Raw genomic sequence first — 14,615 nt, forward strand, 5'->3', positions numbered from 1 at the left:
GGGTCGGTCGGGAGGGCGCGGAGGCGCTCACTCCTTCACGGCCCCGTCGCTGGCGTTCATGATGCGGCGCTGGAAGACGAAGAACACGATCGCGACGGGCACGGTCATGATCGCCGCGGCGGCGAGCTTGATCGGGTACTGCGAGCCCTGGCTGAGCTGCCCGGAGGCGAGGCTGGCCACGCCCTTCGTCAGCGTCGTCAGCTCGGGCGACTGGGTCGAGACGATGAAGTGCGAGAGCTCGTTCCACGAGCCCTGGAACGACAGGATGATGATCGTCACGAGGGCGGGCCGGGCCATCGGCAGCACGATCGACCAGAACACGCGGAAGGTGCCCGCGCCGTCGATGCGCGCCTGCTCCTCGACGCTGCGGGGGATCGACTCGAAGAAGTTCTTCATGATGAAGACCCCGGCGGCGTCGGTCAGCAGCGGCACGATCATGCCCGAGTACGAGTCGTACATGCCGAGCTGGTTGATGACGAGGAACTTCGGGATCAGCAGCACGACCGTCGGCACGGCCATCACGCCGACGAGCAGCACGAAGATGACGTTGCGCCCGCGGAACTGCAGCCGTGCGAGCGCGTAGCCCGCGAGCGAGTTGAAGAACACGCGGCCGAGCGTCACCACGACCGTGACGATGCTCGAGTTGGCGAACCAGGTCGGGAAGTCGCTGTTGAGGAAGAGCTGTCGGTACGCGGCCGTCGTCGCGGTCGCGGGGATGAGCGACAGCGGGTCGGCGGCGGCCTCGGGGTCGGTCTTGAACGACGTCGCCACGTTGATGAGGAACGGCAGGATGTAGATCGCCGCGATGACGATCAGCACCGCGTAGAGCACCGACGTGCCGGCGACGCGCGCCGAGCTGCGGCGCTCGCGCCCCGCGGGCCGGGGAGCCGCCGGAGGCGCGGCGAGGGGAGAGGGGGCGGGCGTCGCCCCCGCGATCGGTGCGGTGGTCGTCATCGACGTGCTCCCGACGTGTAGAGGGCGATGCGGCGCTTCGAGACCGCGCGCTCGCGGAGGACGATGCGCTGGAGGATCGTCAGCACGACGATGATGACGAACAGGACGAAGGCGATGGCCGCGCCGCGGCCCCACTCCTGGTCGCCGAACGCCGACGTGTACGAGAGGTAGGCCGGCGTCAACGTGGTCTTCTGCGGCCCGCCCTGCGTGCCGGTGTAGATCTGGTCGAACACCTGCCACGTGCCGATGAGCCCGAGGGTCAGCACGGTGAAGAGCGTCGGGCGCAGCTGCGGCAGCGTGATGCGCCAGAACCGCTGCCAGCCGCTCGCGCCGTCCATCATCGCTGCCTCTTGCACGTCGCCGCCGAGGTTCTGCAGCGCCGCGAGGAAGAGCAGCATGAAGGTGCCGCTCGTCGTGAAGACGGCCATGAGGATGAACGCCGACATCGCGACCGAGGGGCCGGCGAGCCAGTCCCACAGGGTGATGCCGAGGGCCGTGTGGTCGGCCAGGAAGGCCGGCGCCCGGTCGACGCCGACCAGGCCGAGCAGGTTGTGCAGCACCCCGCTCGCGTCGTTGAACCAGGCCGGGCCCGTGATGCCGACGAACGACAGCAGCTTGTTGACCGCGCCGCTCTGGGAGAAGAGGAAGAGCCACAGCACCGTGATCGCGACCGAGCTCGTCACCGACGGGAAGTAGAACGCGGTGCGGAAGAACCCGCGGCCGCGCAGCACCTGCCGGTCGACGAGCACCGCGAGCAGCAGCGACACGGCCGTCTGGATCGGCACGACGAGCAGCACGTACCAGGCGTTGTTGCGGAGGCTGAGGCCGAAGTCCTTCTCGGCGAGCCCGCCGCCCGTGAGCAGCTCACGGTAGTTGTCGGCCCCGACGAAGCCGACGCCGGCGGCGAAGGGGGAGCCGCGCCCCGTCCAGTCGGAGACGCTGACCCAGAGGGCCATCAGCACGGGCACGGCCAGGAACAGGCCGAGGATCACGAGGATCGGCGAGACGAACAACCAGCCCGAGAGGCCCTCGCCGCGCGTGGAGGCGCTGCGGCGGCGAGGTGCCCTCGTGACGACGGCGGACACGGGAGGCGCGCCTTACTTCAGGATCGCGTCGAAGTTGGCCTGCGCCGACTCGAGGATGGCCTTCGGGTCGCCGTCCTCCAGCCCGGAGAGCTGCGAGTTGAAGTCGCTGATCACCGCGGCCGAGCCGTCCTGGTTCGGGACGCCCTGGGCGAAGTCGGCCGAGTCGAGGAACGCGGCCTGCTCGGGGTTGTCGGTCTTCCACTGGTCGGCCGCCGACTGGATCGAGGGCATGACGCCGAACGCGTCGGCGAAGGCCAGCTGCTGGTCGGTGCTGGTGAGCTGCTCGACCAGGGCGACCGCCGCCTCCTGGTTCGGGCTGTCGGCGGCGATGCCCCAGCAGTTGGTGAACTGCAGGGTGCCCTGGCCGCCGGGGCCCGCGGGCAGCTCGGCCACCTGGTAGGCGACGTCGGGGTAGTCGTTGGTCAGCGCGCCGCTGATCCAGTTGCCCTCGATCGTCATCGCGGCCTTGCCGGTGCCGAAGGCCTCGCCGCCCCAGCCGGCGCCGAGGTCGCTCGAGAAGGCGGCGTCGCCGCTCGTGAGCAGCTCCTTGACGTAGGTGAGCGCCTCGACGTTCTCGGACGAGTCGAGGGTGGCCTCGGTGCCGTCGTCGTTCGTCACCGAGCCGCCGGCCTGCGCCATGAAGGCACCGACGCGGGCGTACTCGGGGCTGAAGGCGAGACCGACGTGGTCGGCCGTGGTGAGCTTCGCGGCGACGTCGGTCAGGCCGTCCCAGTCGGTGGGCACGTCGGCGTCGGTGAGGCCGACCTCGGCCCACATGTCGGTGTTGATGATGAGGCCGAGGGTCGAGAAGTCCTTCGGGGCGCAGTAGAACTGGTCGTCGACGGTGAAGCTCTGCACGAGCGTCGGGAAGAAGTCGTCGGCGTTGGTGAGCTGGTCGCCGTAGGGCAGCAGGCTGCCGTTGCCGGCGAAGCCCGCGAGGGTGTCGGTCGACACGTAGAAGACGTCGGCCGGCTTGCCCGAGGCGAAGCCCTGGCTGAGCTGCTGCGGCAGGTCGCTCGCGACGCTCACCTCGGCGTCGGTGCCGGAGTCGGACGACCACGAGGCGACGGCGTCGGTGACGGCCTTCGTCTCGGCGTCGCCGCTCGAGCCGATCAGCACGCTGAGCGCGTCGTCGCTCGAGGTGAGCGCACCGTCGGAGGCGCCGCCGCCGGAGGTGTCGCTGAAGCCGGAGCCGCCGCAGGCCGTGAGGCCCAGGACGGAGATGGTCGTGAGGGCGGCTGCTGCTGCCAGTCGGGTCGTGCGTCGTTGCATGATGGGCCTCTCGTCGCGTCGTCGCGGTGATGTCGGGGGCGGATTTGATCGATCAAATCCGCGGGGTCAGGGTAAGCAGGCGTGCGCGGGGGTGTCAAGCACCGGGGACGCAGGATGCGTTCCGCGGCCGACGGCGGGGCCTGGGGTACCGTGACTCGGGGTCGGCCACGAGGCGGGCCGGGGCGGGAGGCGACCATGACTCGGGTGCCGACACCGCGCCTCCCGACGGTCTCGGACGTGGCGTCCGCCGCGGGCGTCTCGCGCCAGACCGTCTCGAACGTGCTCAACTCGCCGGCCGTCGTGCGGCCCGACACCCGCGGGCGCGTCGAGAAGGCGATCGCCGACCTCGGCTACCGGCCGCACGCGTCGGCGCGTCGGCTGCGCACCCGCAAGAGCTCGACCATCGGCATCCGCCTCGACCCGGTGCAGAACGGCATCTCGGGGGCGGTGCTCGACCGGTTCCTGCACGCGGTGACCGAGCAGGCCGACGCGCGGGGCTACCGCATCCTGCTCTACACGGCGGCGGGGCCGGGCGACGAGATCGCGCAGTTCCGACGCCTGCTCGACGGCGCCGACGTCGACGGCTTCGTGCTCACCTCGACCTCGTTCGACGACCCGCGCACCGAGTGGCTGATCGAGGCCGGCGCCGACTTCGTCACCTTCGGGCGGCCGTGGGGCATCGACGACCTCGACGACCCGCGGCACCGCTGGGTCGACGTCGACGGCCGCGCGGGGGTCGCCTCGGCCACGCGGCAGCTGCTCGACGGCGGGGCGCGGCGGGTGGCGTTCCTCGGCTGGCCGGCCGAGTCGGGCGCCGGGGACGACCGGAGGCGCGGGTGGCGCGACGCGATGACCGCCGGCTCCGCGCTCGCCCCGGCCCAGCTCGACGAGCTCGACCTCGCCGTCGAGGACTCGGTCGCGCTCGCCGCGGCCCGGGTGCAGGAGCTGCTCGACGCCGGCGTCACGGTCGACGCGGTCGTCTGCGCGAGCGACACCCTCGCGCTCGGGGCGTCGACGGTGCTCGGGCCGGCGACCCGCGTCGTCGGCTACGACGACACCCCGGTCGCCGCGGCGCTCGGGTTCTCGAGCGTGCAGCAGCCGCTCGAGGAGGTCGCGGCCGCGACGCTGGGGCTGCTGCTCGACGGCGACCGCGACGGCGACGGCGACCGCGACGGCGACGCCGGGCCCGGCCCGGCCGACCGTCACCGGCTGCTGCGGCCGACGACCGTCTGGCGCTGAGGCCCCCGACTCCGCCCTACTTCTTGCGGCGGGTGGCGCTGCCGCCCGGGCTGTTGCGGGCGGCCGAGCGCTCCTTGCGGGCCGCCTTCGCGGCGGCGCTGCGCGAGCCCTTGCCCTTGCCGCCGCTGCTCGAGGCGCCCGGGCGGTGGCCGTGGGCCGAGCCCGGGGTGACGACCGAGCCCGTCTCGGTCGTGACCGGGTCGCCGTGGGGGCCGACGGCACCGCCCTCGGCGGCGGCGCCGGGGAGGCCGGCGGGGCCCGCGCCTCCGGCGGTGGGGTCGACGGCGGCCCCGGCCGGGGTGAGCACGCGGCGGGGGACCGGGCGGATGGGCTCGCCGCGGCGGTCCATGCCGGGCACGGGGCGCGAGCGACGGCCGTAGAGCATCTCGGACGAGTCGAGCAGCCACGGCACGAGCGAGATGGTGACGCCGTGCACGAGCATCAGCTTCTGGCGGATGCGGCGGCTCTTGTGGTTGTGGAGCGCGGCCTCCCACCAGTGGCCGACGATGTAGATCGGCGTGTAGATCGTGACGACCTCCGAGCCGTGCTCGGCTCGGTGCGCCTTGAGGTACTTGATCAGCGGCATGCTGATGTCGCGGTAGGGGGAGGCGACGATGCGGAGCGGCACCTCGATCTCCTGCTCGGCCCACTGGCGCTGCAGCAGCGCGGTGGCCTCGTCGTCGATGCCGACGTGGATCGCCTCGAGCGACTCGTGCCGGGCGGCGATGGCGTAGTCGAGGGCCTTGAGCACGGGCTTCTGCATGGTGCCGACCAGCACGATGGCGTGGTCGCCGTGCGAGCCGAACGTCGTCGTGGCGTCGGGCTCGATCTCGACGCGCACGTCGCGGTAGTAGCGGTTCACGCCGAGCATCAGCGTGAAGAGGATCGGCATGATGACGAACACGAGCCACGCGCCGTGCGTGAACTTCGTCACGGTCACGACGATCAGCACGGAGGCGGTGAGCAGCGCCCCGAAGGCGTTGATGCCGCGGGCGCGGTACACGGCGCCGCGATCGGCGCAGCCCTCGCGCAGCATGCGGGTCCAGTGCACGACCATGCCGGTCTGACCGAGGGTGAACGAGACGAAGACGCCGATGATGTAGAGCTGGATCAGCCCGGTGACGCTGGCCTGGTACACGAGCAGGATCGCGCAGGCGACGAGCGCCAGCACGATGACGCCGTTCGAGTAGATGAGGCGGTCGCCGCGGGTGTTGAGCGCCTTGGGGGCGTACTGGTCGCGGGCGAGGATCGAGCCGAGCAGCGGGAAGCCGTTGAACGCCGTGTTGGCGGCGAGCAGCAGCACGGCCGCGGTGCAGGCCTGGATCAGGTAGAAGGGGATGCCGAACAGCGAGCCGCCGAAGACGGCGCTCGCGATCTGGGCGATGAGGCTGCGCTGCGGGGTGCCCTCGCAGTCGACGAAGCCCTGCAGGTCGCAGGCGTCCTCGGCGTAGTGCACCTTGGCGATGAGGGCCACGGCCACGAGGCCGGCGAACAGCACGATGGCGATGCTGCCCATCAGCACGAGGGTCTTCTGGGCGTTCTGCACCTTCGGGCGGCGGAAGGCCGGCACGCCGTTGGCGATGGCCTCGACGCCGGTGAGGGCCGAGCAGCCGCTCGAGAAGGCGCGCAGCAGCAGCAGCACGAAGGCGGCGTGGGCGAGCTGGTCTGCCTGCACCGTGTACTCGGCGCTCTCGGCGACGGGCGGGTCGCCGAGGGCGGTGCGGACGAGGGCGATGACGATCATCACGAAGACGCTCGAGACGAAGAGGTAGGTCGGCACGGCGAAGGCCTTGCTCGACTCGCGCACCCCGCGCAGGTTGACGGCGGCGAGGGCGATGACGAAGAAGATCGCGAGCTCGACGCGCACGGGGGCGAGCTCGGGCACGGCCGAGATGATGTTGTCGACGCCCGAGGCGACCGAGACGGCGACCGTCATGACGTAGTCGACGAGCAGCGCGGAGGCGACGACGAGGCCGGCCTTCTCGCCGAGGTTGCGGTGGGCGACCTCGTAGTCGCCGCCGCCGGAGGGGTAGGCCTTGATGAGCTGGCGGTACGAGGCGACGACGACGAGCAGCAGCACGACGACGGCGACGGCGACCCACGGCGCGAGGGTGAGGAACCCGAGGCCGCCGATCAGCAGGATCATCAGCAGCTCCTGCGGCGCGTAGGCCACGGAGCTCAGCGGGTCGCTGGCGAAGATCGGGAGGGCGAGGTGCTTCGGGAGCAGCTGGCCCTCGAGCTTCTCGGAGGGGAGGGGTTCACCGATCAGCCACCGCTTCGGCGACCTGGCGTCGTCTGTCACGAGCGGCGACTCTACTCCGCGGCGAGGGCCTGTCAACTCGCGGCGCGACGCGGATATTCCCTGGTCGGCGCGGGACTCCCGAACCAGTTCGTACCGGCGGTCACGGGTGCACGACAGGTGTCGGGGTGCCATCGTGGGGCGCGCGTCGGGCGGGCGCTCAGCCGGTGGTCGGGTGCGGCACAGCCGACGGCATGGTCCGCGCCGCTACCGTTGCCGGATGCTGCTCAGCCCCGCACCCGTCGACGACCCGAGGAGGCGCGTCGCCGCCCCCGGGGATCGCCCGCGTCGGGCTCGTCTCGCCTCGTCCGCCGCGGGCCCGGGCGTCGCCGCGTGACGGCGCGTCGCCGCCGGCCTCGTCGGGCCCGGGCGACGACGGGCAGCCGCCTCGTCGCCACCCTGCTGTTGCTGGTCTACGGCGTGCTCGTCGCCGCGGTCGCGTACTGGCCGACGCCGGTCGACCGGGGGATGCGGCCGCGCATCGACCGGGTGCTGGCCGCGCTGCACCGCCGGGGCCTGCCCGACTGGTTCGGCTACGACCAGCTCGAGTGGTGGGCGAACGTCGCGTTCTTCGTGCCGCTCGGCCTGCTCGTGGTGCTGCTGATCGGCGGTCACCGCTGGTGGGTCGCGGTGCTCGTGGGCGGCGCGGCCAGCGTGGCGATCGAGGTCGGGCAGCACCTCTTCCTGCCGTCGCGCTACGCGACCGTGGACGACGTCGTCGCGAACACGCTCGGGGCGGCGCTCGGGGCTCTCGCGGGGCTGGCGCTGCTGGCCGTGGTGCACGCGCGTCGGCGCGCGAAGGACCGGCGGGCGGTGCGGCGGCTCGAGGTGTGAGGCGCTCGAGGCGGTGGGCCGCGCCGACCGTGACCCTCGTTGTGGGGCCGCGATGAGCGCTGCACCATACCCTTCGTCGCATTCCTGCGCCCCACGTCAGGTCGCTCATGTGCGAGTATGAGAGAAGGCCTGAAGTGACGATGTTTCGTCGATAGCGCGAGCTGCCGATCCGTCGCCCTTCTTCATGGAGCCGTCCCGGGGGTCACTGTCTGTTGAGCCCCCCTGCCGACCGACAAGAAATGGGGCCACGTGGAACTGCGTGACTACATCCGGATCCTCCGCAAGGGCTGGATCCTCATCGTCGCCGTCACCCTCGCCGGCATCGCCGCGGGTGCCCTGGCCTCGATCCTCGCGACGCCCAAGTACGTCTCCTCGACGCAGCTCTTCGTCAGCGTGCAGTCGTCGGACTCGAGCAGCGCTTCCGACCTGGTCCAGGGAGGCAACGCCGCCCAGCAGAAGGTCCGTTCCTACGTGGATGTCGTCACCAGCACCAGCGTGCTGACCCCCGTCATCGAGCAACTCGGTCTGGACATGAGCTCGCAGGAGCTCGCGAACCAGGTGACAGCGTCGTCGCCCCTGAACACTGTCCTGATCAACATCACCGTCGAGGACCCGAGCCCGGAGCTCGCCGCGGGCATCGCGAATGCGGTCGGAGAGAGCTTCGCGACCGTCGTGTCCGACGATCTCGAATCGCCGGCTGGCGACGGACCGAGCCTTGTGAAGATCGCCACGATCGAGCCTGCTATCCCGGCCACGGCACCATCCTCGCCGAGAACGTCACTGAACCTCGCGATCGGATTCCTCGTCGGACTGGTCCTCGGAGCCGGCGTGGCGGTGCTCCGAGGCACGCTCGACACGCGCATCCACGGCACCCACGACATCGAGATGGTCACTGAAGCGCCCATCCTCGGGGGCATCAGCTTCGATCCTGGCGCACGCAAGCGGCCGCTAATCGTCAACGCGGACCCGCGGAGCCCCCGGGCGGAGTCCTTCCGCTCGCTGCGCACCAACCTCCAGTTCGTCAATCTGGAGTCGACGTCGAGGTGCCTCGTCATGACATCGTCGCTGCCGGGTGAGGGCAAGACGACCACGACATCGAACCTGGCGGTAGCCCTCGCCGAGACCGGTGCCAGTGTTGCTGTCATCGACGGAGACCTTCGACTTCCTCGCCTCGCAGACACCATGGGTCTCGAGGGCGCGGTGGGCCTCACGGATGTGCTCATCGGCCGAGCCGATCTCCAGGACGTCCTGCAGCCCTGGGGTCGTGGAAGCTTGTACGTCCTTCCCGCGGGGCGCATCCCACCGAACCCGAGCGAGCTGCTCGGATCCAAGGCGATGGTGTCGCTCATCGAATCCCTCACGTCCTCCTTCGACTACGTGCTCATCGATGCGCCACCGCTGCTGCCGGTCACCGATGCGGCCATCTTGTCGAAGCTCACGGGCGGTGCGATCGTCGTGGCTGCTGCAGGGCGGACGAAGCGGAACGAGCTCCAGTCGGCCATGCGGACCCTCGATCACATCGGCGGTCGTGTCCTCGGCGTCGTCGTGACGATGCTCCCGACGAAGGGACCCGACGCATACGGCTACGGGAACTACGGCGCGTACTACGGCATGGATCAAGACAAGGTCGACGGTCCCAACGAGATGCCGAGCGACAACGCGAAGACGCAGGTGAGATCGCGGTGAGCATGGCGTTCACCTTCGATCGGACGCCTCTTCCCCCCACCTTCCGCATCCTGACCGTCTGCACCGGCAACATCTGCAGGTCGCCGTTCGCCGAGCAGTACATCCGCCGAGGGTTGGACACCGCCGGTGTCGGGAACGTCGTGGTGGAGAGCGCTGGCACCATGGCCCGAGATGGCCAAGAGATGCCCGACCAAGCGGCGGAGCTGTCTCGTCGATACGGCGCCGATCCATCGACTCATCAGGCTCGCTACCTCGTAGAGGGGTTCGTCTCGCGCGCCGACCTCGTCTTCGCCATGGGCCGTGACCATCGTCGAGCCATCGTCTCGATGCATCCGCGAGCGTCGAGAACGACTTTCACCCTCCGCGAATTCGCACGGCTCGCCGAGGGAATGGAAGAGGGCGATTTCCGCGATATCGCCGCGTTGCCCCTCGCGCAGACTGCAGAACGCTTCCGGGCTCTCGTAGCTGCGGTCGCGGCTCGGCGCGGACTCGTCGAGCCCGCTCGGCAGCCAGAGGACGACGACATCGTGGACCCCTATCGTCTCGACGACTCCGTCTTCGACGAATCAGGCCGTCAACTCGTACCCGCGGCCGACATCGTCGTCGACATGCTTCGCCACGCCGCGACCACAACAGCAGGAACAGGAACCCACCCCTGATGGCCAAGGACAAACGCCGCCGCCGCGGCTCCGCATTCAAACGACCGCTTCTGATAGGCGGGCTCGCCCTCTTCCTCGCGGTCGATGTGGCCTTGGTCGGTTACGCCGTTCTGGGGCAGGGCGACGCGCCCTCTTCCGATGCCTACACGCCAGTCCCTGTGGCCTCGGCCAGTGACGACCCGTCTGAATCCGACGCGGGCTCGACGACCCCGGAACCGACTGCGGTCGCTGTCGCGGCACCGACGACTTACCTATCGGCGGTCGATGAGAGCGTCGCTTACCGAGTGGCGGCCGGGACCTGCTCGGCGACGTCCCGGCCCGTCCTGGAGAAGACCGATGACGGCGGTTCGACCTGGATCGCGTCGACGTCCACCACGGACCTCTCGTCAGTCTTCCGGTTGCAAGCCGTCGACCAGTCGTATGCCTACATGGTCGGTCTCGGCGGGACGTCCTGCCTCCCTGGACTCACCGCTACGTACACGTCGGGTTCAGGCTTCCAGACCTACCCGGACCGAGTGGCGAGCGCATGGTTCCTGGACCCCGCGAATCCGGCCGTCGTCCATGCCCCGGGCGGCAACGCAGCTGCCCCGTGCGCCACGGGAGCGGTGCTGGCCCCGCTGGACGACCTCAGGGCTGCCCTCCTCTGCGACGACGGTGTCATCTACCGGACTGCGAACTCAGGCGTCGTCTGGGACGCTGGCACGATCATCGAGGGTGCCTCTTCCCTCGCCGCGACCGGAAATGGTTACGTCGTCGCTGGCCGTCAGGCTGAAGACTGCGCAGGCGTCGCGGTCGTCGGCCTGAGTGCGTCGAGCGCGGGCGCCGCCCCGGTCGCCGTCGGTTGCGCGGCGGAGACCCTGGCGGCCGAGGACACGACCGGTCCGATCGCCATCGCAGCGACCGATGAGTCGGTTTGGATCCAGCTGGGCGGGACTGTGACGGTGTCGGCCGACGGAGGTCGGACGTTCTGACGACGGCGGCCATCGTCGGCCTTGCCTGGGGTCAGAGACGGCCGCGCTCGAATACGGTACGCCGTGCGATGCGAACGACGTCGACGACTTGTCGGCGTGCCAGGAGCGCGTAGGTCAGCCCGTAGACCAGGACGAAAGCGATGATCGCGAGCCAGAGGGGAGCTGTGCCCATGATCGCCGCTGCGGAGCCCCAGGCCAGGACCAGGCCCAACATCGCGGTTCCCCAGCCAGCGAGGTAGGTCGTCAGTCGGTACTGGATGATGCGGCGGAGAACGAGCATGCGTACCGGCCAGAACACGTACTGGCGGACGACGACGGCGGCGGCGACGGCCACCAGGCCGAACGGGCCGGCCACCAGGAGCAAGGCCACCCCGAAGCCGGCCTGACCCACACTCAGCCAGAAGGCCGTGGAGGCCCGTCCGACTGCGATGAGGACTGACCTGTCGAAGATGAGCAGCGAGTTCAAGGCCCCGAGGAAGATCAGGATCTGAAGGATGGGTATGGCGGGCAGCCATTGCGAGCCGAAGACGACGGGGACGAAGAAGCTCGCGAACGCGCCGATCGCGGCGAATACCGGAACCGTAGCCAGGCTCGTCGTCGAGGTGAGTCGATACAGCAGTGCGCGGAGTCGAGGTCGATCGTCTTGCAGTTTCGAGAACGCGGACAAGCCGACATTGGAGAAGACGGCAGTGAAGAGCTCGATGGACAAGGAGATGATCCTCATGGCGAAGAAGTACTGACCGAGCGGCTCGACTCCGAGGAAGATCGCGACGATGAGGCGGTCTGCCTGCGAGTTGACGAACGTCACGAACTGGATTCCGAGGACGCCGAGGCTCGTGTTGAACAGGTCCCGCAAGCTCCCCAGGTCGAAGGCGATGCTCATGGACCGCCAAGTCGAGACCCAGACGAGGACGCCTCCGATGACGGCGAAGCCCAGAGATTGCACTACCAGGGCCCAGACGCCGCCTCCTACGAGAGCGACGACGACCGCTGCGGTGCCCGAGAGAAAGGTCGCAGAGGTCCGCCGGATGGCCAGGGCCTTGAATTGCATCTCACGTTCGAGCAGGGCCGCGGGGACGGACGAGAGGCCTTGGATGAAGAGTGAGACCGAGAGGGCTCTGAGGACGCCAGCGGTCTGGGGGCTTCCGAATAGATCGGCGACGGCGGGCGCGGAAAGGAGACTCACTCCTCCGAGGGCGAGGCCGAAGACCGCGCTCACGGAGAAGGCGGTGCCGATGTCCCGCTTCGTCAGGTGGGCCTTCTGGATGAGCGCGTTGCCGAAACCAGCATCGACGAAGATGGTGACGAAAACCACGTAGGACGTCGCCAGCGCGACCGCACCGAAATCGGACGGCGTCAACAGCCGGCCCAGGATCACGAACACGACAAGGGTGAAGATTCGGGAGATCCACTTGTCGAGGAACGACCAGAAGATCGACTTCCCGAGACGCCTTCCGAAGTCCCCGGACGCCTGTACGGGGGCGCTCGGCACTCCTCAGCCGATCGTGGGGTAGAGGCGGATGGCCCGCCGGGTCACGTCGTCGAGGGCTGCCACGAACTCGCGACTACGCCGTTCTGGCTGTGGACCGGGCTTCCTGGCGAAGATCTTCTGTGCTTTGCCGAGGTACGTGTCCAATACGGATCGCTGGTACCCGGCCCTCAGGTCACCCGTGTAGTGACGGATGTGGTCGACGAGATCAGGGTCGAAGGTGTTGTTCCACTCGAGAGGCAGACGATCGGCTCGTGAGACGGTCCGATCCACGTAGATGAAGTTCCCGTTCTCGTACTTCAGGCCCGCACGGTCCTCGAGGGAAACGGACTCGGTCAGCGTGGCGAGGACCCGATCAATGTAGCCGCGAGAAGCCTCGCTGTTCCTGGCGAATATGACGCCGGAGTTCACTCGCCCAGAGCGTCCCTCCGCCATGTGGACATCGACGGTCCCTGAGGTGATGGATTCGCGAAAATCAGGCGCCTGCTCGCTGACGACACAGTCAGCGTCGATGTATGCAACCCACTTTCGAGGGCTCGCTAGCGCGGAAGCCAGGAGAGGGACCTTCAGCCAGGCAGCCAGTGCGGGGTCCTTCACGAAGGGCTTGGTCACGCTGACGTGTTCCGCGCCGAGCCGTCGCGCATAGGCCTCTTGGGAACGAATGGCCCGTCGGTACGACGTGCCGTAGCCGTTCAGGGCAACCGTGTAGAGCAATGTGTCGTTTGTCATGTCGGTGTTGACCGTGAACTTTCGATTATTTCAGGAACGGCCGAGGGCGTTCTTGGGGGTCTTGAAGCCTCGTGTCGCACTGCGAGCCGCCCGGCCGTGGGCCGAAGGAGCTACTGCTTGATCGGACTCGAGCCCCTCTTCCAATTCGAGGGTCGCCTGAGGAGACGGACCGAAGACGTGAGCGAGGCTGATGCCGAGGAGGAAGAGGATCGCCGGGTTGGACTCGAGGCCGTTGAAGGAAGCGAGCATGATGCCGAACGTGATGACGAGTCCGAGGCCGGCCAGGTCACCTCGCCGAAGTGTCCGTACGAGTGCCACTGCCAGGATCATGGCGAACAGCGCGACACCGGGGATTCCTGCGCTGATGAACAATTGGAAGTACCCGTTCTCGATGAGGTATCCCTCCGGGTTGAACTGCAGAGCAGCTGCCGTCGACGTGCCGACACCGGAACCGACGTAACCGAAGTAGTCACCTGCAGCCAAGACGATTGCATTGATGCTCTGTCGAGCTGCTACCGAAGAGAGAGCTTCAGCCGAGAACAACCGTTCCTGCAATTGAGGGATCTGGAACGCGGCCAGGCCGGCGACGATCAGGGCGAAGGAGATACCCACCTTGCCACCGAGATTGAGGCGGGTCTGTCGGAACACGGCCAGCGTCGAGATAGCAACGAGGGCCAGAGCCAGGACTGCGATTCCGCCTCGCGAGATCGTCAGCACGGTCGCCAAGCTCGCTAGCCCCGCTACCACGAAGTAAGACCGCCGGCCGTTCACGATCGCCCAGCCATAGGCGAACGCGGCCGACATGCTGTAGAAGAGCGCTGCATAGAGGGGGTGACCAAAGGATGCATTCGACCGGTAGACCGACCACGTGCGTACCAATGGACTGTCCAATAGCTGTCGCAATTGGTCGTAGATGGGATTGGACCCGAGCAGGAACTCCAGGATGCCGTAAAGGGAGAGAACAGCGGCCGTCCAGATCCAGACCTTCCTGAGGACCAGGACGGAATCAGCTTCCCGGCTGCCAACGACCACCAGGACGACGCCCAGCACGAACGGTGCGATCCAGCCGAGGCTGGTCAGTTGGTTAAGGCTCCAGGTCAAGGTCGCGGCGAACCATGCCAGGGCGACGACGAGCAAGGCCACGAGCCTGATCTTCGCTCGCCTGTTCTCCGGGTCGGACGTTCTCTCCCCGAGAGTACGGAGGACCCAGACCGCGACGACCCAACCGAATGGGGGGATCCCTTGGATGATCGAGTTCTCGCTGTAGATGAATCGCGGCAAGACCACGAAGACGACTAGAGCTATCCCGAGCCCATAGCGTTTGGGCAGCACCATGGCGAGGACCACCCCAAGGCCCCCGAGCGCGAGGGCGATGCCGCTACCCAAGACGCCACTCCT

The 14,615-nt window shown here is 68.6% G+C and carries 12 protein-coding genes; 5 read left to right on the plus strand and 7 right to left on the minus strand.

All coding sequences use genetic code 11. The annotated features are described in order from the left end of the window. Positions 1 to 27: 27 nt before the first annotated feature. Genes EDF38_RS00170 through EDF38_RS00180 form a run of 3 tightly spaced genes read right to left on the minus strand, consistent with a single transcriptional unit; the run spans position 28 to position 3,311 of the window. A complete protein-coding gene (locus EDF38_RS00170; RefSeq protein WP_123353407.1) occupies positions 28 to 954 on the minus strand; it encodes a carbohydrate ABC transporter permease in 927 nt (308 codons plus the stop codon). Then, positions 951 to 2,039: a carbohydrate ABC transporter permease gene (locus EDF38_RS00175; protein WP_123353408.1), complete on the minus strand. Its 1,089-nt coding sequence runs from the start codon at positions 2,037 to 2,039 to the stop codon at positions 951 to 953. Before EDF38_RS00175 ends, EDF38_RS00170 begins: the two co-directional genes overlap by 4 nt. A 12-nt stretch (positions 2,040 to 2,051) precedes the next feature. Continuing rightward, the gene (locus tag EDF38_RS00180) at positions 2,052 to 3,311 is read right to left on the minus strand and encodes an extracellular solute-binding protein (RefSeq protein WP_123353409.1); all 1,260 of its coding nucleotides are present in this window, start codon (positions 3,309 to 3,311) and stop codon (positions 2,052 to 2,054) included. 195 nt (positions 3,312 to 3,506) lie between these two features. On the opposite strand from EDF38_RS00180, the gene EDF38_RS00185 reads away from it, so the two are divergent. Further along, complete coding sequence (locus tag EDF38_RS00185) at positions 3,507 to 4,550, plus strand: LacI family DNA-binding transcriptional regulator (protein WP_123353410.1); 1,044 nt, start codon at positions 3,507 to 3,509, stop codon at positions 4,548 to 4,550. A 16-nt stretch (positions 4,551 to 4,566) separates the two neighbouring features. On the opposite strand, the gene EDF38_RS00190 is transcribed toward EDF38_RS00185, so the two are convergent. Then, the gene (locus EDF38_RS00190; RefSeq protein WP_233572083.1) at positions 4,567 to 6,852 is read right to left on the minus strand and encodes an APC family permease; all 2,286 of its coding nucleotides are present in this window, start codon (positions 6,850 to 6,852) and stop codon (positions 4,567 to 4,569) included. Between the two features lie 330 nt (positions 6,853 to 7,182). On the opposite strand from EDF38_RS00190, the gene EDF38_RS00195 reads away from it, so the two are divergent. The 4 genes from EDF38_RS00195 to EDF38_RS00210 all read left to right on the plus strand — a co-directional run bounded on the left by EDF38_RS00195 (position 7,183) and on the right by EDF38_RS00210 (position 10,999). Next, entirely contained in the window at positions 7,183 to 7,683 is a 501-nt protein-coding gene (locus EDF38_RS00195; protein WP_123353412.1) for a VanZ family protein, read from the plus strand. A 249-nt stretch (positions 7,684 to 7,932) separates the two neighbouring features. Then, complete coding sequence (locus tag EDF38_RS00200; protein ID WP_123353413.1) at positions 7,933 to 9,369, plus strand: polysaccharide biosynthesis tyrosine autokinase; 1,437 nt, start codon at positions 7,933 to 7,935, stop codon at positions 9,367 to 9,369. A 2-nt stretch (positions 9,370 to 9,371) separates the two neighbouring features. Continuing rightward, positions 9,372 to 10,028, plus strand: a complete 657-nt coding sequence (locus EDF38_RS00205) for a low molecular weight phosphatase family protein (RefSeq protein WP_148061405.1) — start codon at positions 9,372 to 9,374, stop codon at positions 10,026 to 10,028. Next, positions 10,028 to 10,999 carry a hypothetical protein gene (locus EDF38_RS00210; protein ID WP_123353415.1) on the plus strand — a complete coding sequence of 324 codons (972 nt, stop codon included), beginning with the start codon at positions 10,028 to 10,030 and terminating at the stop codon, positions 10,997 to 10,999. Before EDF38_RS00205 ends, EDF38_RS00210 begins: the two co-directional genes overlap by 1 nt. Positions 11,000 to 11,030: 31 nt before the next feature. On the opposite strand, the gene EDF38_RS00215 is transcribed toward EDF38_RS00210, so the two are convergent. From EDF38_RS00215 to EDF38_RS00225, 3 genes are read right to left on the minus strand one after another with little or no spacing between them, the layout of a single operon-like run. After that, positions 11,031 to 12,491, minus strand: a complete 1,461-nt coding sequence (locus EDF38_RS00215; RefSeq protein WP_123353416.1) for a lipopolysaccharide biosynthesis protein — start codon at positions 12,489 to 12,491, stop codon at positions 11,031 to 11,033. 3 nt (positions 12,492 to 12,494) lie between these two features. Continuing rightward, positions 12,495 to 13,217, minus strand: a complete 723-nt coding sequence (locus EDF38_RS00220; protein WP_123353417.1) for a hypothetical protein — start codon at positions 13,215 to 13,217, stop codon at positions 12,495 to 12,497. A 30-nt stretch (positions 13,218 to 13,247) separates the two neighbouring features. After that, the gene (locus EDF38_RS00225; protein WP_123353418.1) at positions 13,248 to 14,603 is read right to left on the minus strand and encodes an O-antigen ligase; all 1,356 of its coding nucleotides are present in this window, start codon (positions 14,601 to 14,603) and stop codon (positions 13,248 to 13,250) included. Positions 14,604 to 14,615: the final 12 nt, after the last annotated feature.

Source organism: Frigoribacterium sp. PhB160 (genome assembly GCF_003751785.1).
GTDB lineage: Bacteria > Actinomycetota > Actinomycetes > Actinomycetales > Microbacteriaceae > Frigoribacterium.

What these genes read in the sequence shown, in the direction of transcription:
- EDF38_RS00185 (WP_123353410.1), top strand. Translation starts at nt 3,507, where the DNA reads ATGACTCGGGTGCCGACACCGCGCCTCCCGACGGTCTCGGACGTGGCG.
- EDF38_RS00210 (WP_123353415.1), top strand. Translation starts at nt 10,028, where the DNA reads ATGGCCAAGGACAAACGCCGCCGCCGCGGCTCCGCATTCAAACGACCG.
- EDF38_RS00205 (WP_148061405.1), top strand. Translation starts at nt 9,372, where the DNA reads ATGGCGTTCACCTTCGATCGGACGCCTCTTCCCCCCACCTTCCGCATC.
- EDF38_RS00220 (WP_123353417.1), bottom strand. Translation starts at nt 13,217, where the DNA reads ATGACAAACGACACATTGCTCTACACGGTTGCCCTGAACGGCTACGGC.
- EDF38_RS00170 (WP_123353407.1), bottom strand. Translation starts at nt 954, where the DNA reads ATGACGACCACCGCACCGATCGCGGGGGCGACGCCCGCCCCCTCTCCC.
- EDF38_RS00180 (WP_123353409.1), bottom strand. Translation starts at nt 3,311, where the DNA reads ATGCAACGACGCACGACCCGACTGGCAGCAGCAGCCGCCCTCACGACC.